Origin of the sequence: Herbaspirillum sp. CF444 (genome assembly GCF_000282135.1) — a bacterium.
GTDB lineage: Bacteria > Pseudomonadota > Gammaproteobacteria > Burkholderiales > Burkholderiaceae_D > Herbaspirillum.
This window is the reverse complement of record NZ_AKJW01000021.1, coordinates 54,958-76,589: the sequence shown is the minus strand read 5'-3', so window position 1 is coordinate 76,589 and position 21,632 is coordinate 54,958. Positions and strand designations below refer to the sequence as shown.

General features: G+C 60.7%; 22 protein-coding genes and 1 pseudogene. 6 read left to right on the top strand and 17 right to left on the bottom strand.

Annotated elements, in window-relative coordinates; translation table 11 throughout:
- The 8 genes and pseudogenes from PMI16_RS05800 to PMI16_RS05765 all read right to left on the bottom strand — a co-directional run.
- A pseudogene (locus PMI16_RS05800) lies at nucleotides 1–340 on the bottom strand (hypothetical protein); the annotation flags it as partial.
- Entirely contained in the window at nucleotides 337–1,956 is a 1,620-nt protein-coding gene (locus PMI16_RS05795) for an ABC transporter ATP-binding protein (RefSeq protein ID WP_007877372.1), read from the bottom strand. The gene PMI16_RS05795 and the pseudogene PMI16_RS05800, both read right to left, overlap by 4 nt.
- Nucleotides 1,953–3,068 carry a BMP family lipoprotein gene (locus PMI16_RS05790; protein WP_007877369.1) on the bottom strand — a complete coding sequence of 372 codons (1,116 nt, stop codon included), beginning with the start codon at nucleotides 3,066–3,068 and terminating at the stop codon, nucleotides 1,953–1,955. Before PMI16_RS05790 ends, PMI16_RS05795 begins: the two co-directional genes overlap by 4 nt.
- Before the next feature lie 58 nt (nucleotides 3,069–3,126).
- Entirely contained in the window at nucleotides 3,127–3,876 is a 750-nt protein-coding gene (locus tag PMI16_RS05785; RefSeq protein WP_157212538.1) for a GntR family transcriptional regulator, read from the bottom strand.
- Nucleotides 3,877–4,028: 152 nt separating this feature from the next.
- Nucleotides 4,029–4,709 (bottom strand): MotA/TolQ/ExbB proton channel family protein, encoded by a 681-nt coding sequence (locus tag PMI16_RS05780; protein WP_007877365.1) that lies wholly within the window; start codon nucleotides 4,707–4,709, stop codon nucleotides 4,029–4,031.
- A gap of 73 nt (nucleotides 4,710–4,782) precedes the next feature.
- Nucleotides 4,783–7,272: a TonB-dependent receptor gene (locus tag PMI16_RS05775; protein ID WP_007877364.1), complete on the bottom strand. Its 2,490-nt coding sequence runs from the start codon at nucleotides 7,270–7,272 to the stop codon at nucleotides 4,783–4,785.
- A 140-nt stretch (nucleotides 7,273–7,412) separates the two neighbouring features.
- The gene (locus PMI16_RS05770) at nucleotides 7,413–8,117 is read right to left on the bottom strand and encodes a TonB family protein (RefSeq protein ID WP_007877363.1); all 705 of its coding nucleotides are present in this window, start codon (nucleotides 8,115–8,117) and stop codon (nucleotides 7,413–7,415) included.
- Nucleotides 8,118–8,120: 3 nt separating this feature from the next.
- Nucleotides 8,121–8,534, bottom strand: a complete 414-nt coding sequence (locus PMI16_RS05765) for an ExbD/TolR family protein (protein ID WP_007877362.1) — start codon at nucleotides 8,532–8,534, stop codon at nucleotides 8,121–8,123.
- Between the two features lie 579 nt (nucleotides 8,535–9,113).
- Between PMI16_RS05765 and PMI16_RS05760 the strand changes: the two genes are divergently transcribed.
- On the top strand, nucleotides 9,114–11,144 hold the full coding sequence (locus tag PMI16_RS05760) for a hypothetical protein (RefSeq protein WP_007877360.1): 2,031 nt from the start codon (nucleotides 9,114–9,116) through the stop codon (nucleotides 11,142–11,144).
- Between the two features lie 234 nt (nucleotides 11,145–11,378).
- On the opposite strand, the gene PMI16_RS05755 is transcribed toward PMI16_RS05760, so the two are convergent.
- The 7 genes from PMI16_RS05755 to PMI16_RS05730 form a co-directional block, all read right to left on the bottom strand.
- A complete protein-coding gene (locus PMI16_RS05755) occupies nucleotides 11,379–11,624 on the bottom strand; it encodes a hypothetical protein (protein ID WP_007877359.1) in 246 nt (81 codons plus the stop codon).
- An 89-nt stretch (nucleotides 11,625–11,713) separates the two neighbouring features.
- Nucleotides 11,714–11,896, bottom strand: coding sequence for a hypothetical protein (locus tag PMI16_RS05750; RefSeq protein WP_007877357.1), 183 nt, complete (start codon nucleotides 11,894–11,896; stop codon nucleotides 11,714–11,716).
- Nucleotides 11,897–11,921: 25 nt separating this feature from the next.
- Nucleotides 11,922–12,071 (bottom strand): hypothetical protein, encoded by a 150-nt coding sequence (locus PMI16_RS25755; protein ID WP_157212537.1) that lies wholly within the window; start codon nucleotides 12,069–12,071, stop codon nucleotides 11,922–11,924.
- 290 nt (nucleotides 12,072–12,361) lie between these two features.
- Nucleotides 12,362–12,763, bottom strand: coding sequence for a group II truncated hemoglobin (locus tag PMI16_RS05745; protein WP_034379354.1), 402 nt, complete (start codon nucleotides 12,761–12,763; stop codon nucleotides 12,362–12,364).
- Between the two features lie 101 nt (nucleotides 12,764–12,864).
- On the bottom strand, nucleotides 12,865–15,366 hold the full coding sequence (locus PMI16_RS05740; protein ID WP_007877353.1) for an ABC transporter permease: 2,502 nt from the start codon (nucleotides 15,364–15,366) through the stop codon (nucleotides 12,865–12,867).
- A 155-nt stretch (nucleotides 15,367–15,521) separates the two neighbouring features.
- Nucleotides 15,522–16,574 carry an NAD(P)-dependent alcohol dehydrogenase gene (locus PMI16_RS05735; RefSeq protein WP_007877351.1) on the bottom strand — a complete coding sequence of 351 codons (1,053 nt, stop codon included), beginning with the start codon at nucleotides 16,572–16,574 and terminating at the stop codon, nucleotides 15,522–15,524.
- A 221-nt stretch (nucleotides 16,575–16,795) separates the two neighbouring features.
- Complete coding sequence (locus PMI16_RS05730; RefSeq protein WP_007877349.1) at nucleotides 16,796–17,152, bottom strand: hypothetical protein; 357 nt, start codon at nucleotides 17,150–17,152, stop codon at nucleotides 16,796–16,798.
- Nucleotides 17,153–17,317: 165 nt separating this feature from the next.
- Between PMI16_RS05730 and PMI16_RS05725 the strand changes: the two genes are divergently transcribed.
- Together PMI16_RS05725 and PMI16_RS05720 are read left to right on the top strand one after the other, a co-directional pair.
- The gene (locus tag PMI16_RS05725) at nucleotides 17,318–17,719 is read left to right on the top strand and encodes a lysozyme inhibitor LprI family protein (protein ID WP_007877347.1); all 402 of its coding nucleotides are present in this window, start codon (nucleotides 17,318–17,320) and stop codon (nucleotides 17,717–17,719) included.
- A gap of 127 nt (nucleotides 17,720–17,846) precedes the next feature.
- Nucleotides 17,847–18,152, top strand: a complete 306-nt coding sequence (locus tag PMI16_RS05720; protein WP_007877344.1) for a PsiF family protein — start codon at nucleotides 17,847–17,849, stop codon at nucleotides 18,150–18,152.
- Between the two features lie 124 nt (nucleotides 18,153–18,276).
- On the opposite strand, the gene PMI16_RS05715 is transcribed toward PMI16_RS05720, so the two are convergent.
- The gene (locus PMI16_RS05715; RefSeq protein WP_007877343.1) at nucleotides 18,277–18,912 is read right to left on the bottom strand and encodes a LysE family transporter; all 636 of its coding nucleotides are present in this window, start codon (nucleotides 18,910–18,912) and stop codon (nucleotides 18,277–18,279) included.
- A gap of 148 nt (nucleotides 18,913–19,060) precedes the next feature.
- Between PMI16_RS05715 and PMI16_RS25200 the strand changes: the two genes are divergently transcribed.
- The 3 genes from PMI16_RS25200 (at nucleotide 19,061) to PMI16_RS05710 (ending at nucleotide 19,990) form a co-directional block, all read left to right on the top strand.
- Nucleotides 19,061–19,216: a DUF3096 domain-containing protein gene (locus PMI16_RS25200; protein ID WP_007877342.1), complete on the top strand. Its 156-nt coding sequence runs from the start codon at nucleotides 19,061–19,063 to the stop codon at nucleotides 19,214–19,216.
- Nucleotides 19,217–19,375: 159 nt separating this feature from the next.
- Entirely contained in the window at nucleotides 19,376–19,651 is a 276-nt protein-coding gene (locus PMI16_RS25195) for a hypothetical protein (protein WP_081493369.1), read from the top strand.
- Nucleotides 19,652–19,738: 87 nt separating this feature from the next.
- Nucleotides 19,739–19,990 (top strand): hypothetical protein, encoded by a 252-nt coding sequence (locus PMI16_RS05710; protein ID WP_007877341.1) that lies wholly within the window; start codon nucleotides 19,739–19,741, stop codon nucleotides 19,988–19,990.
- Nucleotides 19,991–20,137: 147 nt separating this feature from the next.
- Here PMI16_RS05710 and tilS read toward each other — a convergent pair whose 3' ends face one another.
- The gene (gene tilS / locus PMI16_RS05705; protein ID WP_007877340.1) at nucleotides 20,138–21,571 is read right to left on the bottom strand and encodes a tRNA lysidine(34) synthetase TilS; all 1,434 of its coding nucleotides are present in this window, start codon (nucleotides 21,569–21,571) and stop codon (nucleotides 20,138–20,140) included.
- Between the last annotated feature and the right edge of the window lie 61 nt (nucleotides 21,572–21,632).

The window sequence follows — 21,632 nt, the reverse complement described above, 5'->3', positions numbered from 1 at the left end:
GGAACATCTGGCCATCGGCGCCGAGCGAAAACTGCCGCGCACGGAACGGCAAGGCCACCGCCAGCCCCAGGAAGGTCAAGGTCACGGCGTCTTCGATGACGGCGCCGAAGCGCACCATCCGCAGCAGTCGCCAGCCCTCTTCCGAGCTCCATTGCAGGCGCGGCAAGGCGCCCGTCAGCAAGGTCAGGAAAGCCTGCAACGGCTCCTTGCTGACCATCGCCGTCATGGCGAAGCCGACCGCCAGCGACGCCAGGATCGCCAGCGGCAGACGCCACCGCTGTTGCAGGATCTGTCGACGCTGCTGCTGCGCAATCAAGGCTTGCGCCGTCGGCTCGCTCATGCCTGCTCCTCGTGATGCGCTGGCGCATGCAATGCGGTGAACGGAGAAGCCAGCAAGGCAGCGGCTCCGGCTGCGCGCAACGCGCCGGTCATGTAGCCGCCGAGCACGCCGGGATCGACCTGCCGCGCCGGAAAATGCGCGACGATCTCGCCCTGCGACATCACCATGATGCGGTCCGACAACGCCAGCAGTTCATCCAGGTCTGCCGATATCAGCAGGATCGCCGCGCCGGTGTCGCGCAAGGCGCGCAATTGTTCATGCAAGGCCTGTGCGGCGCCGATGTCGACGCCGCGGGTCGGCTGGCTGGCGATCAGGAAGCGCGGCGCGGAAGCGATTTCCCGTCCCAATACGATCTTTTGCATGTTGCCTCCGGACAGCGTGCCGATCAGGGCCTCGGGTGCGACTGCCGCCACCTGGCAGCGCGCCATGATGCCGCGCGCGAACCCTTGCATCGCCGCCAAGTTGAGCCAGCCGCGCCGCGACAACGGCGCCTGGTGGTATTGCAGCGCCATGGCGTTGTCGATGATGCTCATGGCGGGTGCAACGCCGTCGTGCAGGCGATCTTCCGGAATCGCCGCCACGCCGCCGGCGCGCGCGCGACGCACGCCGCGCGAAGTGAAGACGGCGCCGTCAATGTCGGCATGGCCTTGCGATGGCGTGCGCAGGCCGCACAACACGTGCGCCAGGACATCCTGCCCATTGCCTTCGACGCCGGCCACGCCAAGAATTTCTCCCGCGGCAATCTCGAAGGACACTCCGTTCAGCACGACGCGGCCATCGGCGCGCTTGGCCGCCAGGCCGTGCGCGCCCACCAGCGCCCCGGCGTTCTGCCCCGACGGACGACGGGCCGGTGTCGCCGACGACGCAGCAGACAATGCGCGGCCGACGATCATCGCGCCGATGGCGGCGTCGCTGAAATCCTGCGCATTGCCGCCGCCGGCAACGCGGCCGCCGCGCAGGACGGTAAAGCGGTCGCATGCGCTGCGGATTTCACGGATCTTGTGGGTGATCAGCAGCACTGTCAGCCCCTGCTCCGCCATCCTGCGCAAGGAGGCGAACAAGGCGCTTGCCTCTTGCTCGCTCAACACCGCCGACGGCTCGTCGAGCATGACAATGCGCGCGCCGCGATACAAGGTCTTCAGGATTTCGACCCGCTGCCGGGCGCCGACCGACAGGTCGCCGACCACGGCATGCGGATCCAGCTGGAAACCGAAACGCTGCGCCGCCGTGCTGACCGCTTGCACCGCAGCCCGGCCGTGCAGCAATTGACCCAGGCCCCGGGTAGGCTCGCACCCGAGCACGACGTTCTGCGCCACCGTCAACGACGGCACCAGTTGCAAATGCTGCGGCACCAGGCCGATACCGGCGGCAATGGCTTGACGCGGATCGCGCAGCACGCATGTCCGGCCATGCAACAGGATCCGGCCGCTGCTCGGTTGCTCCAGCCCGTACAGCAATTTCATCAAGGTCGATTTGCCGGCGCCGTTTTCGCCGATGACGGCATGAATCTCGCCGGCGGCGATCTCCATGCTGACGTTGTCGTTGGCCAGCGTGCCGTTGGCATACAGTTTGGAGACGCCTTGCAACGTCAGCGCCGGGGTCAGGGAGATGCTCATGTCGCCCCCACTCCTGCACCCGGTCGCCGCCCGAACGCGCTCGGCACGCGGATGCGACCGGCGATGATGTCTTCCCGGATGGCGTCAACCCGCTCCAGGCGCGCCGCCGGCAACTGCGCCAGCACCGCCGAATGACGCGCCAGGCTAACGCCGTGTTCGGCCAGTCCGAGCGACTCCACGCTGCCGTAGGCAAGCTTGCCTTGCAGCTGCAAGGCGATGGCGCGCTCAATGGCCACATCGACGTTCTTCAGCACCGAGGTGACGATGGCGGCGGCCTTGGCCGGGCTGCTCTGCTGGTACAAGGCATACTGGTCGAGATCAACCCCGATGGCGTAGCGATGCGCTTCGCTGGCGGCTTCGTTGACGCCTTGCCCGCTGGCGCCGGCGGCGTGGAAAACGATTGCCGCGCCCTGCTCCATCTGCGCGCGCGCAATTTCCTTGCCTGCGGCGGGGTCGGAAAATCCGTTGGCGTACTGGCTGGCGACGTGAATTCCGGGAGCCGCCGCTTCTGCGCCGGCGCGAAAACCGACGATATAGTCTTCGATGACCGGAAACTGCATTCCGCCCACCACCCCCAGACCGCTGTCGCGCGCGACTCCCGGCAGGCCCTTGCGCACCAGATCGGCAGCCAGGTAACCGGCAAGGTAAGCGCCTTCGTTCTGGCGAAACAGGATTGAATGGACATTGCCGCAGCGACAGCGTCCGTAATCAACGGCGGCGTCGAAGACGATGAAGCGTGCGGCCGGGAACTGACCGGCCAGTTTCTGCACATAGGGCACCATGGTGAAGGTGCCGACCACGATCACGTCGTAGTCGCCGCTATCGGCCAGATCAGCAAGCGCCGACTCCCAGCGGGTCGGGTCGGTCCCGCCTTCGACCACGCGCACCGCCACCGGCAAGGTGCGCCGCACTTCCTGCATGCCGTGCGCGGCGGAGTCGAAAAACGATTTGTCGCCCAGCGTACCGTTGATGAACAAGGCGGCACGCAAACGGTAAGCGCCATCCTTGCGCGCTTCCAACCGGCTCGACAGCGACGCCAGCGCCGATAGCACAACGAAGATGCCAACGACCCAGGCCGTGCGGGTCAACACGAATTTGGCGGTCAGGTTCATTGGTGCATTCAGGCGATCTGCGCTCAGTCACGCCGGGCCAGCGCCAGGCGCAGACGCATCAGGCCATGCCTCCGCTGTGCTTGGCGATGCGGGTGCGATAACGATAGCTGGAGACGTACTTCATCAGGCAATATTCGATCGGTTCGCGCCGCTCGGACAAGGTGATGCGCTCGCAGACCAGCAAGGGATCGCCGACCGCAATGCCCAGCAACTCGGCGTCTTCGGCCGTAGCCGCGCCGGAACAGAGGTTTTCCACCGCCTCGGCCGGCGAAAATCCGAACTTTTCCGTCAGCAATTTATAGAGCGAACCGGTCTTCTCGATCTGGGGACGGGTCAGCCTGGCGCCGCGCGGCAACACAAAATAGGCGTCATGCAACCCCACCGGGGCGTCGTCTATCAGACGTATCCGACGCACCCGCACCAGCGGGGAACCCGATTCGATATTGAGCAGGACGGCAATCGCCATGTTGGCTTCCACGGTTTCCACGCTGAGAATGCGCTGCCCCGGCACGCCGCCGCGACTGTCGGTATCCTGCGAAAAGCTGTCGATGAAACGGGTCGTGCCGCGCACGATTGCCGGCGCCACGAAGGTGCCGCGCCCGTGTCCGCTGTAGATGATGCCGCGCTCTTCCATGTAACGCACCGCCTTGCGCACGGTATCGCGGCTGACGTCGTAGCGTTCGGCCAGTTCGCGCTCGGACGGCAGCGCCTGGTTGTCGGTCAACACGCCCTGATCAATGGTGTCGCGAATGATATCGGCCAACCATTTGTAGCGCGGCTGGACAGGTCCGGAAGTCGAAGTATTCATATTTTTCATCATGACAGCCATATTACGGTGGTACGTACCATTTGTAAACAAGCGATGCACTCGTTGCGGGCGTCATGCAGGCGTCAATCGGGGCTGCCGCACCAGCATAGCGCATCCCGGCATGCATCCCGACCTCTCCCGACGCCGCTCGCCTATCCCACCGCCTGCATCGGTTCGCGCCCCGCATGTTCCTGGCGCTGCGGCTGCCGCGCCGGATTTCCGGACGGCGTCCGGTCATCATGCGACAAGCCTTCGGCGCGCAGCAGCAGTTCCTTGAGCTGGTCGTTCAAGTGATCGGCACAGGCACGTAAATAGTTGTAAAACAGCAAACCGGTCAAGGCAATCGAAATCCCCAGTGCGGTGGCGTAGAGCGCCGTGCCGATCCCCTTGGAGACGCCGGACGGATCCGAGATGCCGGAGGACGCCAGCACCGCGAAGGTATCGATGATGCCGAGGATGGTGCCCACCAGGCCCAACAGCGGCGCCGCCGTCACCACCGTGTCGAGCACCCACAGACGCGCGTTGACGCGGGTCTTGCTGGCGATATAGATCGCCTCCGACAGGTCTTCCAGCTGCACCCGGTCGGCAGTCTGCCGCCGCGCCTGCAAGGTTTCCCGCACCAGCGCCACGGGCACGGTCTTGCGCTCCAGCATGGCGGCGTCGATACGCGGAACGTAGTTGTCGGCGGCGGTCATGGTGGAGAGCAGTTTCCTGGCGTCGCGTGCACTGAAGAAGAAGAACAGCTGGCGCTCGATGATCAGGAAAATTGCCACGCCGGCGGCGACGTACATCGCGTAGAACGTAGCGTCATGGAAAAACTGGATGAGATTCATGTCGGTCCCCTGCAAGAACGGCGCCGCAGGAACAATCTGCCTGCGGCGCCTCGGTTGGTAAAAGATGCGCCCGTCAGAAATCGCTGCTGAACGACACCTGGAAGGCACGCGGCGCACCGACGTAGAACGACGGCGTGGTCGGCGCCCCGTTGACGCCGACGTTGCCTGCCACGGTGCCGTTGCTGGTCACCACCGGCTGCACGTTTGCGGCAAACGACGATCCGCTTGGTCCGGTCATGCTCAGGTATTGCTTGTTGAACAGGTTGGTCAGCGTAAAGCGGATGGTCGGCGTCTTCATGAAGAATGCCTGGGCAAAGCGATAACCGGCGCCGAGATCGAACAAGGTATAGCCGCCGACCTTGTCATCGTTGACCAGCGTGGTATAGCGCGACCCGACATAACGTCCCTGTGCGCTGGCATAGAACGGCCCGCTCGAGTATTGCAGCGCCAGCGATCCGAGCCAGTCAGGCGTGTCCGGCATCTGCTTGCCCGACGTCGGCAGGTAACCGGCCGCTCCGCTGGTCGTCTTGACGGCGACCTTGTCGTCCAGCATGGTGGAATCGGTACGGGTCAGCGATCCGTACAGGCTCCAGGTCTGGTTCAGCTTGTAGCCGGCTTCCAGTTCCAGGCCGACAGTACGGGAACGGCCGACATTGAACTGGGTGGTCAGGTTGGACGTCGGGTCATACTGGCTGGCCAGACGATCCTGGAAGTCGACATAGAAGACCGAGCTCGACCAGGTCAGCTTGTCGCCGGCATAGCGATAGCCGAGATCGAAGTTGTTGGACTTTTCCGGCTTGATATTGGGCGTGGCGATGCGCACCGGGATGATATTGCCCGAAGCGTCCTTGGCGACCATCACGCCATTGACGATGCTGGTGGTGTAACCGGTGCTGGCAGTGGTTTGCGCCAAACCGGTATTGGCATTGTTCTCCGGCGCGCGGGCGTTCTGGCCGGCGTTGAAGAACATCGACTGGCGGTCAGTGAACTGGAAGCGCAAACCGACGTTGCCGAGGTAGTTGGCGTAGCTCTGGTTGACGGTGTAGTCGACGCCGTTGCCGTTGACGGTGGTGCCGCTGGCGTAGTTGTTGAACTCGCGCTGCACCACCTGGCGCTTGAGGCCGAGCAGGATGTTCAGCTTGTCGTTGAGCAGGTTGAAATTATCCTGCAGGAACAAGGTGTGGGCGTTGACATTGGTCTTCCAGTTGCGGCTGGCATTGTAGGGCGTGCCGTCCGCATACTTGAGGTAGGCATTGGTGTCGCGCAGCCAGTAGTCGCCGGTGGCGCCGAAGTTGTCGATGCGCACCACCGGGCTGTACTGGCGCGAAATGCCGCTGTCGAACCACAGGCCGCCGCTCAGGTTGTGGATCTCGTACTGGTAGTTGAGCTTGGTGGTCAGGCCCCAGCGGCTGGTCTGGCTGATGTTGCTGCCATAGGCCAGGATCTTGTCGCGGGTGTCGCCGTCGCCATTGATGTCGGCCACGCCGCCGTGGATGCCGGTGGCCGATTCGCTGACGGCGATCAACTGGTTGCCGCCGGTGCCGTAGCCGTAGATGTAATACGGATTGACGTCGAGACTGGCCTTGGGCGAGAGCTGCCAGTGGTTGACCATCGACACCTGATAGTTCTCGAACGGGTTGTTGTTGAAGCCGTAGTAACCGTTGGCGATGACGGCGGCGTTGGCGCCGAGGGTCTCGTCCTGGACGGTGCCGTTGACGCCCGGCAGATGCACCGGGGCGACGGTGCCGAAATCGAGGTTGTAGCCGCCGGTGGCGATATCGCTCTTGCTCAGCGTGCGATAGTTGGCGTTGTCCATCTTGTTGTACAGGAACGCCAGCTTCGAATAGCTGCCGCCGCCGAAATCGAATACGCCCTTGGCGTCGATGTGCTTGCGGTCGGCGCTGCCGTCGCCCTTGAATTTGTCGGCGCCGGCCTGCGAAACAGAAATGAAGAGCTTGGCGCGGTCATTGGCGAACTTGCCGGAATCGAAACGCAGGAACTCCTTGCGGTAGCTGTTGGCACCGACGGCAAACAGGAACTTGCCGCCCAATGTGTCCTTGGGATCACAGGTGCTGATGCCGATGTTGCCGCCGCTGGCGCCGACGTGCGGCGCGTCGATGTCGGTGCTGCCCTGGGTCAGGAACACTTCGCAGGTATTTTCCGGATCGGCGAACTCCTGGATGTTGATGGTGTAATTGAGCGAGTCGTTCAATGGCGCGCCATCGAGCGTCAGGCCCATCTGGTTGCTGTTGTAACCGCGTACGCGCAGGGTGCCGCCAAACAGGCCCGTGCCGTCTTGGTCAAAGGTCGACACACCCGGCAGGTTCTGGATCATCTGGAACGCAGAGACGCTGCTGCCCTGCTTTTCGATCGCCGCACGCGTGACCGAACTGCGCGCCTTGGGCGACTCTTCCTGCTGGATCAGACCGGTATCGGTGCCGCCGACCTGGCCATGCACGGTCACCTGGCCGAGGTCGGTGGTGTCTGCCGTCTGCGCCAACGACCAATCGGCAACGAAGAGGCTCGACACGACCAGCGCGAGCTTCCTGATTTTCAACTTCATCGTATTACTCCCCAATAGGATTTAAGTTCAATGGCAGCCGGGCATTCGCCAGCGTCATCGCTGTCGGCGCCCGGATAGCAATGTGCTCCTCTACGCATCGTCGATCCGATGTCTGTTGTATGCATCGTTACGCCAGCAACTCAGCCCCCGGTGGGCTTGAATTGCAGGTCAACCACGAATTTATGTTGTTGCTCGCCCGGCTTGAACTGCTCCGGAAATGCCGGAAAGCTGCCGCGACTGACACTCTTGCGCGCCGCCTCGTCGAGCAACCCCGAGTTGGAGGACTCCTCGATACCCATCTCCACCAGCGAGCCGTCGCGTCGCAACACGAACCAGATCCTGACGCTGCCCTCGGGGCGCGCCAGGCTGGCCTCGCGGCCGGTCGGATAGCGCTTGACGGAATTCAGGTAGGCCCGTATGCGGGCGACGAACTCGGCCTCGACATTGGCTTTCGGCGCAGGCGGGGCCGGCGGGGCCTCGGCCTGCCTGGGCGGCGCGGACTCTGCTACCGGCGCGGCCACCGGCGCGGCTGGCATGGCAGGCGCGGCCGGCGTGGCCGATGGCAAGCTCGACTGCGGACCCGGCTGCTGCGGCGCCGCCTTTACCGGCGGCGGCTGCACCTGTGGCGGCTGCGGCGTCACCGGTTTCACGGGCGGCAACCTGGGCGGCTCGGGCGGCGGCGGCGCGGGCACTTCGGCCACGTCAAGGATTTCCAGCTTGACCGGCTCGTCGTATTTGGGCTTGAGCGAGCGTACTTCGCGCACACCGCCGATGAGCAGGAACATCACCAGCCCGACTGACGGCAATGCGGCGATCAGGTCCCTGTTTTGATAAGCCGTAGCCATCGCTCACTTCCGCCTGGTGACAAAGGAAATCGCATCAAAGCCGTTGCCCTTGAGCGTGTCCATCAGGTCAACCACGTGCTGGAACTCGATCTTCTGGTCGGCATTGACGATCAACACCAGCTTCTTGCCCGGGTCTTTCGCCGCGATCTGCTTGAGGCCGGCCACCAGTGCATCAGCCTGCACCGTTCGCCCTTCCAGCTGGATCTCGCCGGACGCCGCCAGGGTGATACGTACCAGATTCTGGGTCTGCAAGTCGCTGGCCGACGACGACGACGGCAACGCCGTCTTGATGCCCAGGGCCGGAATGACGTTCAGGCTGAGCAAGACAAAAAACACCAGCAAAAACATCATCACATCGATCATGGGAATGATTTCGATGCGCGCCTTGCGGCTCTCGGATTCTTCCCATCTGCGCATGACTGGCACTCTTTCGTTATCAAGGCGTTAAGCAACATGCCGGCGTCGCACGGCTCCACGCCAGACAAACACCGGGCGGCAGCTAGGATCGGACGTCGACGGAGAAAATGGTTGCAAGCAGTCCATGACGGCCAGTGCAGGCCGATTCTGTGTCTTGAACCATGAAACGATTATGGATTGGTGCGTACCAGTTGTCAATTAAAGGTACGTACCAATTTTAATTTTTATTATCGGCGATTTCATACGCCCGTAATAAGTCCGTGATAGCCGGTCATGGTCGGATGCACGCAGGAACATGCGGAAATCGCCTGCGCAAGCGCGGAAAGATTCTATGGAGCGTGTCGAACCCTTATGCGCAGGACGACATATAAACAGTGAAGCGGGCAGCGCGACGCAGAGCATTCATCCGATATGCCGCCGCGCCCTTCCTTCACCGACAGAATTCCCAAAATACTGACAGCGTTGGCCTGCGTTCCGCCCAACGACATGAAGTCCGAACCAGACCAACTGCGCATCGGCGCAGCGACCGTTCTTCTTATTTGTGGAATTCCTATTCTAAAAATCATAAAGGAGTTATCCATGGCACACGTTTCATCCGGCAGTTTTGATCCGCATAGCGCGATCGACGCCCACACAACCACCACCCCTGCCGGCAACACGGAAACCGCGCAGAACATCACCACGCCGACAGCCGCTCAAGTCAGCGGCGACGCCCTGCTGCGCACACGCGGCTCCAGCCACCCCGACCTGACAGCCAGGACTGCGCCGCTCCATCACCACGACTACACCATGCGCCAGGAAAGCCTGACGCGCCTGGAGGGTCTGTTCGGCAAACCCGACGACATGAGCGGCACCGGCCGCAGGCAGGATCAGCAACTGGCCATCGATATCCAGATCGCATCGCAAGTGGCATTGCCATCGACCACGCGTTCCAACGATTGCGTGGTGCTGCCGCCCGACGTCATGGCGTACTGGGTGCGCCACGGCGACCAGAAAAAAATGCTTTATACATGCCCGGAAATCAACGGCACCGGCTTCGGCGGCATCGGCACCATGCCGCCCAGGCAGTTCGGCGTGGTCATGGAGACCTATCGCCAGGTCGCCGCCGACATCAAGCGCGAGTGCGATCAAAACGGCGAATCGCCGCTGATGATCGTCGCCAACTCGGGACGCGAAGGCGCAGAACGAAGCAATGGCAGCTACCCGCCGAACAGCAATAGCAAAATGATCTGGGAAAAAGCACACATTGCCGATATTTGCGCCAGGGAGTTCGGCACCGACGCGCACCCATGCCTCCCCTCCTCGCTGGATGAGGTCATCACCGCCTTTCACGCTGAAGTCGATGCCGCCAAGGCCCAGCACCAAGACGACCCTGCCGCCTTTGCCGAAGCACGCGCAGCCGCACACGCCAGAGCCAGCGAAACGATGAAGCAATTCGACGGCCAACCGCTGGTGCTGCTCGGCTATAGCCGCGACCTGGCTGAATGCGCCGACATCCGGGACGGCCGCGCCTTCCTGTTCGGGCGCGCCATCAATGGCATTGTCAATGACCGCGCCATCGAAAACCTGAACATGACGCAAGGCGAGAAGCTGGATTTCCGCAAGCTGGCGCTGATCAACAGCACGGTCGACGAAGGCGTCAACAAATTCTCCGCAGCACTGGCGCGCGCAGAGTTCGCGCAGAGCGAGGAAGCCAAAGCTCTGCCGAACATCGCCCAGGCACGCGGCTTTGAATACGATGTCATGGGACTGGACAAGGCCTTTCACTACACCTCCCAGGACGACAAGGGCTATATCGAAGGACTGTCCGAGCTGGATCGCTTTGCCCACTACTCCACCTTCTTCCGGGGCATCGAAGAAAACGAGGGCCTCGATGGCGTGGCGAGGGCATATGACGACTTCAAGGCGTTGGGTTTCGATATCCGTCCCTTGTTCAAACCGAACGGCACCGGCCAGGCCAAAGGCATCATCGGCGTGCGCGACGGCGAGAGCAAGGCAGAATTCCTGGATCGCTTCGAGCAAAACCTGAAACAACTGGAAAAGAACTTCGGCAAGGGCGCCGGCTATCCTTTCGAAGTGGTGCCGCTGCTGGAACTGGCACGTACCGCGGAAGGCGAAAACTACGACTTGCGCTTTACCATCTTCCAGAATCCCAAGACGCCGTTTTACACCGGCGGCAGCTATGGCCCGAAAATTCAGAAAGCCATCCAGACCGTCCCTCTGCTGCTGAAAAAAGAGCCGGCCTCGGAAAGCAGCCGTACCGGTCCATTGGAATTTTCTCCCACCAACATTACCGCCGCCGTGGCCAAAACCGGTCGCCCCGCCGTGGATTTCATCATCCCGTTGTGCAGCAAGGAAGGCATGGAGCAAAGCGGCCTGGACGAGAAGCAGCTCAAGAGCATGGCCTTGTACTTCAGCGCCTTCCAATCATGGCTGCTGAAGAACAAGTACTCGCGCGAGGAAGCTTCCGATTCGTCATCGGTGTTCAGCAATGACTCGTCGAGTCTGGAGCCGACCAACACTGGTGCAGATCCCCTCGGTCGGTCATTCCCTGACGCGACGGTTGCTACAGACTCCATCGGTCGCACATTCCACAATGTGATGATTTAATCGACCGAGTTGTACCGAAACGCTCCGGGAGTCAATCCGGAGCGTTTTCCAAAACTCTGCCACAAACTGTTCCGGCGACCTGCAGTAACGCGCCAGTGACAACCATGCAAGTGACTTCCGACAGATCAACAGTCAATCAAAAAACGAGTGCTGTGTTCAACAGCCTCGTCCCCTTGATGGGAGTATTTCTTGGTTGCATCTCTTGCCAATGCAACGCTGGGAGAATGAAAAACGCTATTTCATGTCCGCATTCCTGCGTCCCGACGGCTTGTGGTCGCTGAGCAATTTCTTGGCCCGCTCTTCGGAAGAGGTCCGCGACCGTTTGATGAAGCCACTGATGACTTGCCGCTGATAGGCCTGCTCTCTGGAATGTCGCCGCATCATCCTGAGCAAGCGCATGAAAAGACACGCTCCGACCACCATCCAGATTTTCACCGGCTGGTTCAGGAATTCGGCAATGCGTTGCGCTTCACTATCCATGGCGTTCTCCCATTGTCAGGATTGTTATAGATGGTCAGGATTTCCCGTGGGTTCCGGACAGGGGCGTCGGGTACGCCCTGGCCGCTATGTCAGTGTTCCAATACTTTGACATCCGACTCGTTGCCCCCCTGCTCCCCCTTGACCAGCTCGGGCGCATAGGTGGACAGGAACATGCCGAACCACATCCCGAAGACGCAGGCGAACAGGAACGCCAGCAGTACGATCAGTGTGCTCAGTACGGCAGGCATTCCCAGAAAAGTGATGACATCCATTTATTGACTCCCTTGTTTGTTCTGTTCACGGCGCTGCATTGCCGTATCCGAGGCAATGCAGCGGCGACAGGTCTTTTGTTGCGTTCTTGTTACGTTCTTGTTGCATGAGTGGCAGCAATCGAAAAGATTGCTCCATAAAAAATGATTGAGATTGAGATGACTTGAGCCAATCCATGCAGACAGGCCTCCTCCCAGCGCTCCGGACCAGGCTTTCCGCATGGTTAAAGACCGCGGGGCAGCCAAATCACGCAAGCGGCGCCGTGCCTTGAAGCAACTCCGTAGGGCTGGGCATTGGGGTATGAGGGGGTCGTACGATCGCGTCGCAGCTTTCGCAGGACGGCGTGAGGCGGATCAATTGGAGAGGGGCAATTCGGCGAACAAATCAACAGTATCCATGCAGATGTTCCTGAAATGGCTGTGCAGGAGCCATTTCCTCACCGAACATCAACGGTTGACTTACTCAACTCAGGATTTTTGGTTCATCATCCAGTCGGCCGTCTGGAAGAAGGCTTCCATCAACCTGGTGCGCAAAGCTTCGTCGAGGCCGACGTCTTCCATCGCCCAGGCCATGCAGCGCAGCCATTGGTCGCGTTCGGAAATGCCGATCGCGAACGGCAGATGGCGCGCGCGCAGGAAAGGATGGCCGAAACGCTCGATATACAGATTGGGGCCGCCGCTCCAGCCGGACAAGAACCAGTAGGTTTTGTCGCGCGAACCTTCCAGCGTGGGCGGGTGCAGCGCACGGAGGCCGGCGAACTCCGGCTCGAGGTCCATCAGATCGTAAAAGCGATCCACCATTTCGCGCAGCTTGTCCGCGCCGCCGATCATGTCGTAGACAGTCGGTTGATTTGGGTCTTCGATTTGCATAGACCGAGATGATAGCGCAGCTGCCGTCAGGCCGCCCGTTCAGCCCGGTCTTTGCGGCCGGATATTTAGAACGCATCCCATGAATAATCGTGAGATGCGTTCTATGCTTCGCGCAAGGTATGAAGCGGCGGTCTTGCCAGAACGCTACGCAATCCGGCCCAGCCGCCAAACACGGCGCAAGCAATCCCGATCGCGCCGCCGGCAATCCACAGCCACGGGCTGAAACGCCATTCGAAGTCGAACACATAATGCGCCAGCGCCCAGCCGATGCCGGCGGCGCCGCTGGAAGCCAGCAAACCGGCCACGCTGCCGATCAACATGACCTCGATGCGCTGCGCCCGGGCCAGCTCCTTGCGCGTTGCTCCCAGCGCCCGCAGCAAGCCGGCCTCGCGCACCCGCTCATCCTGCGTGCCGACCAAAGCGGCATACAAGACCAGTACGCCGGCCGTCAGCGTGAACAGGAACAGGAATTCCACTGCGGCAATCACCTGATCGACGATGTCCTGAATCTGCTTGAGCACGCTGCCGATATCGACCACCGTCAGATTGGGATAATCGCGCGTGAGCACATTGCCGAGACCGGCCTTGGCGTCGGGAAAATGCACCGCGGTAATCCAGGTCTGCGGCATGTCTTTCATCGCCGCCGGATTGATGATCACGAAGAAATTGACGCGCAGCGAGCCCCACTCCAGTTTGCGAATGCTGGTGATCGGCACGGTCGCCAACTGGCCGGCGATATCGAACTGCAACCGGTCGCCCAGCTTCAGCTTGAGCGTCTTGGCCAGGCCTTCCTCCACCGAGGCTTCCGGCTTGCTGTCGTCATACCATTTGCCGCCGACTATCGTGTTTTGCGCCGGCACGTCGCGCATGGTGGACAAGTTGAACTCACGGTCCACCAGACGCTTGGCGCGATCCTCCTGATACGTATCGTTGGTCACCGGCTTGCCGTTGATCTGCACCAGGCGGCCGCGGATCATCGGGTACAGTTGCACTTTCTGCAATCCTTCCTGCACCAGTTTTTGTTCGACGAGGTCTTTCTGATCGGGCTGGATATTGATCACGAAGCGATTGGGCGCATCCGCCGGCGTCGACTGGCGCCAGGCGCCGATCAGGTCGCCGCGGATCACCGTGAGCAGCAGCAGCGCCATCAGGCCCAACCCCAGTGCGACGATCTGCATCGTGGTGGCGCCCGGACGGCGCTGCAAGCCGTCAATGGCGAAGCGCCAGCTCTGGCTGTCGAACAAACCGCGCAGAGACTGCACGCTCTTGAGGCAAGCCCAGGCGATCAGCGCGAACAAGGCAAAGCCGCCGAGGAAACCTGCCGCCGTCATGGCGCCCAGCTTGACGTCGCCCGCTTGCCATAGCAACAAGCCCGTGAAGACGACCACACCCAGGACGTAGGTTGCGATGCTCATGGCTTGGGGCGCCGACGACTCGCGCCGGATGACGCGGTTGTGCGGCACATTGCGCAATTGCAAGAGCGGCGGCAAGGCGAAGCCCACCAGCAACAGCAAACCAATGGCGACGCCCTGCACCGCCGGCCACCAGCTGGCGGGCGGCAAGGCCGTCGGCATGAAACGTCCCAGCCATTCCAGCAAGACAAAATGTGCGGCAAAGCCGAGCATCACGCCCAGTACGCTGCCGACCAGACCGACCAGGATGAACTCTTGCAAGTACATCAGCGTTACCTGGTTTTGCGTCATGCCGAAACAACGCAGCATGGCGCAGGCATCCAGGTGGCGCAGCATGAAGCGGCGCGCCGCCATCGCTACGGCGACCGCCGCCAGCAAGGCCGACAGCAAGCCCACCAGCGACAGGAATTGTTCGGCGCGATCGAGCGTGGCGCGCATTTCGGGCCGGCCGGATTCCAGCGATTCGATACGCACGCCTTTGATGTTGCCGTCGTCGATGGCCTTTTGCAGCCATTGCTGGTATGCCTGTACTTGCGCCGGCGCACCGGACAACAACAAGCGGTAGGTGACGCGCGAGCCGTATTGCACCAGACCGGTTGCCGCCAGGTCCGGCATGGCCAGCATCACGCGCGGCGCAAAGTTGACGAAGGCGCTGCCGCGGTCAGGCTCCACAGCAATAGCCGCCGCGATGCGAAATGATTTGTCGCCCAGTTTGAGCGTGTCGCCCACCTTGACTTGCAGGGCTGAGAGGATGTTCGGATCGACCCAGACGCTTCCTGCCGGCGGCACGCCGTCGGCGACGTGATCCACACCGCCTGTCGCATCGGCAAGTTTGAGTTGCCCACGCAAGGGATAGGCATCCGACACTGCTTTGATCGACGACAGGATGGAGCGTGCCGTATCGCCCTCGCCCGCAATGGCCATGCTGGGGAAAACGACAGTCTGCGCCATGCGCAGATTGGACTGCGCCGCCTTGTCCTGCCAGTCAGGACGCAAAGGCTGATCGGCGCCAACCAATAAATCGGCGCCCAGTAACTGATGCGCATCGCGGACCAGTCCCGCGCGCATGCGATCGACAAAAAAACCGACCGACGACAAAGCCGCGACGGCGACGATCAGTGCGATCAGGAGAAAACGCAGCTCACCGGCGCGCCAGTCACGACGCGTCATACGCAACGATAGAGAAAACATGCAGGTCCTGGCTGGTAAAACAATGAAGAAGCGCAATGAAGAAGCGCAACGAAGGAACGCAATAAAAGAACAAAATGAATAAAACGGATTGGCAGACAGGATAGCGCATGCCGCAACACGGCAGCGCTCTCCTGTTTAATTGAAACGCAAACCCGTCAAGCCGCCAGCGAAGCCATGTCGATCACGAAGCGATACTTGACGTCGCTTCTGAGCATGCGCTCATAGGCGGTGTTGATGTCCTGGATCCTGATCATCTCGATGTCGGACGTGATGCCATGCTTGGCGCAAAAGTCGAGCATCTCCTGCGTTTCCCTGATGCCGCCGATCAGGGAGCCGGCCAGGTGGCGGCGCTTGAAGATCAGGTTGCCGACCGACGGCGACGGATGCGGCAACTCGGGCACGCCGACCAGCGTCATGGTGCCGTCGCGCTTGAGCAGCACCATGAAGGCGTCCAGGTCATGCGGCGCCGCCACGGTGTTGAGGATGAAATCGAAGCTGTTCAGATGCTGCGCCATCTGGTCCGGATCTTTGGAGATCACGACTTCATCAGCGCCCAGCTGAAGCGCATCGGCCGCCTTGCCCGGGGAAGTGGTGAAGAGCACCACGTGTGCGCCCATCGCGTGGGCGATCTTGACGCCCATATGGCCGAGGCCGCCGAGACCGACGATCCCCACCTTCTGGCCCTTGCCGACCTTCCAGTGACGCAGCGGCGAATAGGTGGTGATGCCGGCGCACAGCAAAGGAGCCGCTGCCGCAGGATCGAGTTTGTCGGAAACATGCAGCACGAATTTTTCGCTGACCACGATATTGTTGGAATAACCGCCATAGGTCACGCCGCCGATGTGTTTTTCTGCGCCGTTGTAGGTGCCGGTGAAACCGTTCTCGCAATACTGCTCCAAACCTTCGGCGCAGCTGGCGCAGGTTTGGCAGGAGTCGACCAGGCAGCCGACGCCGACCACTTGCCCTTCCTTGAACTGCTTGACGCGGGAACCGACTTTGGTGATGCGGCCGATGATTTCATGGCCGGGCACGACCGGGTAGACAGTGTTGCGCCACTCGTTGCGGGCGGTGTGCAGGTCGGAATGGCAGACGCCGCAATACATGATCTCGATCTGCACGTCGTGCGCGCCGGGATCGCGGCGTTCGAACTGGTAAGGCGCGAGAGCGGACTCTGCGGTTTTTGCCGCATAGCCAAGGGATGTCAACATGATGAATCCTTTCTGTTCGGGAGACCGGTGAAGGAAATGCAAAACACGGCAGCGCTGCTTTTACCGCTGCCTCTGTTGTCTGCTGCCGAGGATGAAAAAACGTGATGACGATGATTGCGATGTCGATGCGCGCAACAATGCCCGGTTATGGTAATACCGTTGGCAAATCCTTGCTGAGGGATGCGATGCCGGCTGCAGATCGGCGATCTCATCCGGCACACTCATCGCAACCACAAGGCGACGACGCCCAGCGCCAGCAGCACGCACACGGCGCACAGCATCTGCATCCGCGTGCGCAGATTGTCCACCGCAGCGACCAGCCGGGCGTTCTGTTCCGCCAGCGAATTGATCAGCGCGGAGGCTTCCAGCTGTTCGGACTCCAACTGCGCCATGCGTTGTGCGAGATGCGCGAGACTGCCGGCCTCGATCGGATTTGCGTCCTCGCTGCTGACGGCTTTGGCCATTGATTTTTTCGTGCGCGACCATAAATCCTTCGCCCCTTGCACCACCGCCGGCGTCGCCTGCACGACGTCCGACCACGGTATCAGTTTCAGTGCTGCGATCCAGTTGATAGCCATTCCTGTACTCCATCTTCGATTGAACTCAATGCCGTGCGGACCTTCTAAGAACCTGCCGTCTCGCGGAGGCGTTCCGGCCCGGCCGTAACATCGGCACTCCAGAGACCACTTGCCAATGTCGCCCACCGGGTAGACACTCGTTACCAGTCAAAGTTGAGGAAACAAATGAATTTATCCCTATGGCGTCTTGCCGCCCTGTTATCGCTGTCGACACTGAGCATCGCTGCCCACGCACTCGACTGCGACAAAACCGGGGCCGAGACGCAAAGCGATATGGATCAGTGCAGCACGCAGGCGCTCAACAAAGCCGATGCCGAACTGAACCAGACCTACATCGATTACCGCAACCGCCTCAATAAATCCCAGCAGAACCAGATCCGCGACGTCCAGCTGGCCTGGATCAAGTATCGCGATCTTTCCTGCAAGTATGCCAGCTCCAGCACCACGGGCGGCTCGGCGCACGGCATGGCGCTGCAATCCTGCCTGACCCAAAAAACCCAGGAACGCACCAAAGAACTCAAAGTGCTGTCGTCCTGTCCGGAAGGCGACGTCAGCTGCCCGCGCTAGCGATGTCAACGCAGGCGGTTTGGCAAACGTTCATTGGCAGGCAATACGTTTCATGCTGTAATGCCTCGAAGCGCGGAACACGGTATCAGAATCGCGCCAACCACGTTATCCCCTACTGGAGAAACCCATGAAAAAGCTGCTCGCCGCCATCGCCGCCGTCACCATCGTCGCTCCCGTCTTCCTGCTCAGCCCTGCAGCCATGGCGCAGACGACCCAACAGAACAAGATGACCTCCTGTAACAAGGACGCCGCCGGCAAAAAAGGCGATGAACGCAAGGCCTTCATGAAAGATTGTTTGTCCAACAAACCTGCTGCGCCTGCCGCGCCGGCGACACAGCAAGAAAAAATGAAGACCTGCAACAAGGACGCGACCGGCAAGAAGGGCGACGACCGCAAAGCCTTCATGAAAGAATGCCTGAAGAAAGACAAGTAATACGCCGGTAGTACTTCAGCAAGCATTTCGGCAGAACCCGGGCCCGCCGTCCGGGCTCCCAGCAAAAAGCCCGTATCAGACAATGTCTCATACGGGCTTTTTTATTGCCGGAACCTTATCGCAATCAGGGCTGGCTGCGCTTGAAGAAGAACAAACCGGCACCGACCAGCATCAGCACGCCGCCGAAAAAGCGGTTCTGCACCTTGACCGCATTCGCATTGCGGAAGAAGCGCTGCATGCGGCTCGCCGCAAAGGCATAGCCATGCATCACCACCAGATCCACCGCCACCATGGTGACCGCCATCAGGAACAATTGCAGCCACAGCGGCTGTTCGTGGTTGATGAACTGCGGCAACACCGCGACCATGAAAACGATACCTTTCGGATTCGTCGCATTGGTCAGGAAACCTGTCATGGCGCGTTGCCACCAAGCCGTCGCCACCACAGGGCGAACCGTTTGCTTTTCATCGATATGCACGGGCGCACGCCATTGCGACCAGCCGAGATAAATCAGGTAAGCCGCCCCGAGGAACTTGATGGCATTGAAGGCCGCTTCCGACGCCACCAGCAGTGAACCGACGCCGGCGCCGGCAATGACCAGAATCAATACCAGCGCGATTTCCAGGCCGAGTATCGTGGCGCTGGTCCGGCGCACGCCGTAATTCAACCCGTGACTCATTGACAAGACGGCACCCGAACCGGGAGAGATGGCAATCAGGCAAGCCGCCAGAAAAAATGCAAACCACGTTTGAAAAGCCATTCCCTGCTTTCAGCAAATAATCAGACCAGCATTATAAGGATTGTGCAGAGAATGCGCTCAACACATGCATCGCCTGAACTCCGCGGCCGGATTGCCATCAGACGGATATCGTTGTTCCGTTTAAAAATCAATTAACAAGGAGTACGACATGAACATCCATCTTTCCTTCGGCCCGCTGGTTGCACTGATCGCCGGCATCCTCATCCTGGTGATGCCGCGCCTGCTGAACTTCATCATCGCCATCTACCTGATCGTCATCGGCCTGGTCGGCTTGTTCGGTTCCCATGGCTGGCCGTTTTCGTGACATGCCAATGTCAGAAAACCGTCGGCAACAGACGCTTACAAATATGACATCTTTTGAAACACTTTGACGTCGTCGCTTCGGTGGCAGGTTCGTTAATGGAAGTAAGGCGCAGCAAAGCAAACGCCGAGACTGAAAAACTTCTCTTTAAGGAAAATTGCCATGAACTCGAAATCCATCATCGTTGCTGCTCTGTTCTCCGCTCTGACACTCCCAGTGTTCGCTCAGACCGGTGCACCGGCTGCACCAGCCGCCGCTCCAGCAGCGACCGCTCCTGCAACCGCAACTGCAACACCAAAGACAACTGCAACACCGAAGGCAACTGCCAAGCACACCAAGGCAAAGCACACTGCAAAGAAAGCCAAGGCCGCTGAAACGACAGCCGCAAAGCCAGCGACAACGTCAACAACCGAAGCCGCTCCAGCCAAGACCAAGTAAGCACAGATAAGCGCAAGCAGGCTCAATCAAACACGCATGAGCTGAAGTAACAGCCAGAACCAAGAAACTTATTAAAGGAAAACCACCATGAAATCGACATCCATCATCGTTGCGACTCTGCTCTCCGCCTTGGCCCTGCCAGTGTTTGCCCAAACCGGCGCACCTGCGGCCCCGGCAACACCGGCCGCGACTACGGCGCCTGCAGCGGCAACAGCTGCGCCGAAGGCGGAACATGCTGCCAAGCACAAGAAAGTGAAGCCTTCTGCCAAGAAGGAAAAGGCTGCAGAAGCACCGGTCGCCAAGCCAGCAACTGATGCTGCACCTGCCAAGACCAAGTAAGCCAGGGTAAAAACCATCACGGCATGCATGCCGGGAAGTAAAAGCTCAGGGAGTAAAAACAAAACGGCTTGCCACTGAACATGGCAAGCCGTTTTGTCGTCTGCAGTTGTCTGCGCCTGCTTGCTGCGCGCATCCGACGCTGCGATATCAGCTCAGATCCGCCTGCCATCGCAGGGCAATGCGCGCATCCTGGGTAGCACTGTCTCCGGCTATCGTTTCTCGCTGTGCATGGCAATCCATGCCGATGCCCGCCGCATACAAAATCTGCTCACCGGCAAACACCATCGGTAAGTACGGACGCTCCCACGCCGGGATATCCATCGCCTGATAGTGATACTTGACGCTCTTGGTCGGTCGATTCCACGCCAGCTTCACGCGCTCACCGCCGCTGCGTAAACGCACCGACAAATGTTGCCCGCGCAACCACGCCGCGTTGAATCCAACTTCCTCGGCATCGAAAAACAGACTGCCGGCGAATTGAGGGAAATGCAATCTCTCCTCGCCACGCCAGACAAATTCCAGCGGCTCGGTGTGTTCGTCGAAAGCCGGCCGACGCGGCGTCAAGAAAACGCGCTCGCGATAACGCCGGATATGGCAATCAGGATGGGTGACGCACAACTGCGCGTCGGTTTTCGCTTCCAGCAATTGCGTGCGCAATTCCAGCAGCCATGCCGACGACGGCATGCGCAGGTTGCGCAATGCAAACCAGTGCCGCAAGAGATTGTCGATGCGGTCAATATCGAGCTTGCGCAAGGCCGGCACGCTCAGGTATTCGCCATCCAGACACGCCGCCAGATCCTGTCGTGCGAGCGTCACCAGCAGACGTTGCGCCGATTGCGCATGACTGGCGGAGCGCGTGAAACGCTCCTGAAAACCGGGAAACAGTTCAGCCAGCGCCGGCATGATCCGGTGCCGCAGTGCATTGCGGACATAGCGCGTGTCGTTGTTCGACTCGTCGTCAACGAACGACAGCGACTGCGCCGCGGCATAGTGTTCCAGTGTCGCACGCGATGCGTTGAGCAGCGGCCGCGCCAGCAACAACTGATCGTTGCCGAGCAGGTTCGCCGCGGCATTGGCCTGATCCATGCCCGACATCCCCGCCACGCCGGACCCGCGCAGAAGTTGCAGCAGGATGGTTTCGGCCTGATCGTCCTGATGGTGCGCGGTCAGCAGCAAGGCGATGCCATGCTCGCGGCACAGCTCGCCGAGCGCATGATAGCGACCAATGCGCGCCGCTTCTTCGACGCCGCTCTTGTCGAAGTCCTTGAGCGCGATGTTGCGCGTGTCGAAAACGGCGCCGACCTGTTCGCATTGCTGACGGCAATGCGCCTGCCAGGTGTCGGCATTGACGCTGATGCCGTGATGAATGTGAAAAGCAAACAGACGCACGCCCTGCTCGCGCGCGAATGCGGCGGCAAGATGCAAAAGCACGGACGAGTCCAGCCCGCCGCTGTAGGCGACAGCGATGGCGGGAAATGAGGTAGCGAACGCAGCGGCGTCGCGACCGGCGGAAGCCAGCGCCTGCAATGCTTGCGTCAATTCTTGCTGAAGGGTGAACTTGGCGCCGGAGGTGGCAGACATGTCGGACTTTCCTGCAAACTGAACCGGGGACCGATTTGCAGGCGCAAGCAATGCGTCGCAA

Excerpts from the sequence above, each read along its gene's own strand:
- PMI16_RS05795 (WP_007877372.1), bottom strand. The coding sequence starts at position 1,956 with ATGAGCATCTCCCTGACCCCGGCGCTGACGTTGCAAGGCGTCTCCAAA.
- PMI16_RS05790 (WP_007877369.1), bottom strand. The coding sequence starts at position 3,068 with ATGAACCTGACCGCCAAATTCGTGTTGACCCGCACGGCCTGGGTCGTT.
- PMI16_RS05785 (WP_157212538.1), bottom strand. The coding sequence starts at position 3,876 with ATGAATACTTCGACTTCCGGACCTGTCCAGCCGCGCTACAAATGGTTG.
- PMI16_RS05780 (WP_007877365.1), bottom strand. The coding sequence starts at position 4,709 with ATGAATCTCATCCAGTTTTTCCATGACGCTACGTTCTACGCGATGTAC.
- PMI16_RS05775 (WP_007877364.1), bottom strand. The coding sequence starts at position 7,272 with ATGAAGTTGAAAATCAGGAAGCTCGCGCTGGTCGTGTCGAGCCTCTTC.
- PMI16_RS05770 (WP_007877363.1), bottom strand. The coding sequence starts at position 8,117 with ATGGCTACGGCTTATCAAAACAGGGACCTGATCGCCGCATTGCCGTCA.
- PMI16_RS05765 (WP_007877362.1), bottom strand. The coding sequence starts at position 8,534 with ATGCGCAGATGGGAAGAATCCGAGAGCCGCAAGGCGCGCATCGAAATC.
- PMI16_RS05760 (WP_007877360.1), top strand. The coding sequence starts at position 9,114 with ATGGCACACGTTTCATCCGGCAGTTTTGATCCGCATAGCGCGATCGAC.
- PMI16_RS05755 (WP_007877359.1), bottom strand. The coding sequence starts at position 11,624 with ATGGATAGTGAAGCGCAACGCATTGCCGAATTCCTGAACCAGCCGGTG.
- PMI16_RS05750 (WP_007877357.1), bottom strand. The coding sequence starts at position 11,896 with ATGGATGTCATCACTTTTCTGGGAATGCCTGCCGTACTGAGCACACTG.
- PMI16_RS25755 (WP_157212537.1), bottom strand. The coding sequence starts at position 12,071 with ATGGATTGGCTCAAGTCATCTCAATCTCAATCATTTTTTATGGAGCAA.
- PMI16_RS05745 (WP_034379354.1), bottom strand. The coding sequence starts at position 12,763 with ATGCAAATCGAAGACCCAAATCAACCGACTGTCTACGACATGATCGGC.
- PMI16_RS05740 (WP_007877353.1), bottom strand. The coding sequence starts at position 15,366 with ATGTTTTCTCTATCGTTGCGTATGACGCGTCGTGACTGGCGCGCCGGT.
- PMI16_RS05735 (WP_007877351.1), bottom strand. The coding sequence starts at position 16,574 with ATGTTGACATCCCTTGGCTATGCGGCAAAAACCGCAGAGTCCGCTCTC.
- PMI16_RS05730 (WP_007877349.1), bottom strand. The coding sequence starts at position 17,152 with ATGGCTATCAACTGGATCGCAGCACTGAAACTGATACCGTGGTCGGAC.
- PMI16_RS05725 (WP_007877347.1), top strand. The coding sequence starts at position 17,318 with ATGAATTTATCCCTATGGCGTCTTGCCGCCCTGTTATCGCTGTCGACA.
- PMI16_RS05720 (WP_007877344.1), top strand. The coding sequence starts at position 17,847 with ATGAAAAAGCTGCTCGCCGCCATCGCCGCCGTCACCATCGTCGCTCCC.
- PMI16_RS05715 (WP_007877343.1), bottom strand. The coding sequence starts at position 18,912 with ATGGCTTTTCAAACGTGGTTTGCATTTTTTCTGGCGGCTTGCCTGATT.
- PMI16_RS25200 (WP_007877342.1), top strand. The coding sequence starts at position 19,061 with ATGAACATCCATCTTTCCTTCGGCCCGCTGGTTGCACTGATCGCCGGC.
- PMI16_RS25195 (WP_081493369.1), top strand. The coding sequence starts at position 19,376 with ATGAACTCGAAATCCATCATCGTTGCTGCTCTGTTCTCCGCTCTGACA.
- PMI16_RS05710 (WP_007877341.1), top strand. The coding sequence starts at position 19,739 with ATGAAATCGACATCCATCATCGTTGCGACTCTGCTCTCCGCCTTGGCC.
- tilS (WP_007877340.1), bottom strand. The coding sequence starts at position 21,571 with ATGTCTGCCACCTCCGGCGCCAAGTTCACCCTTCAGCAAGAATTGACG.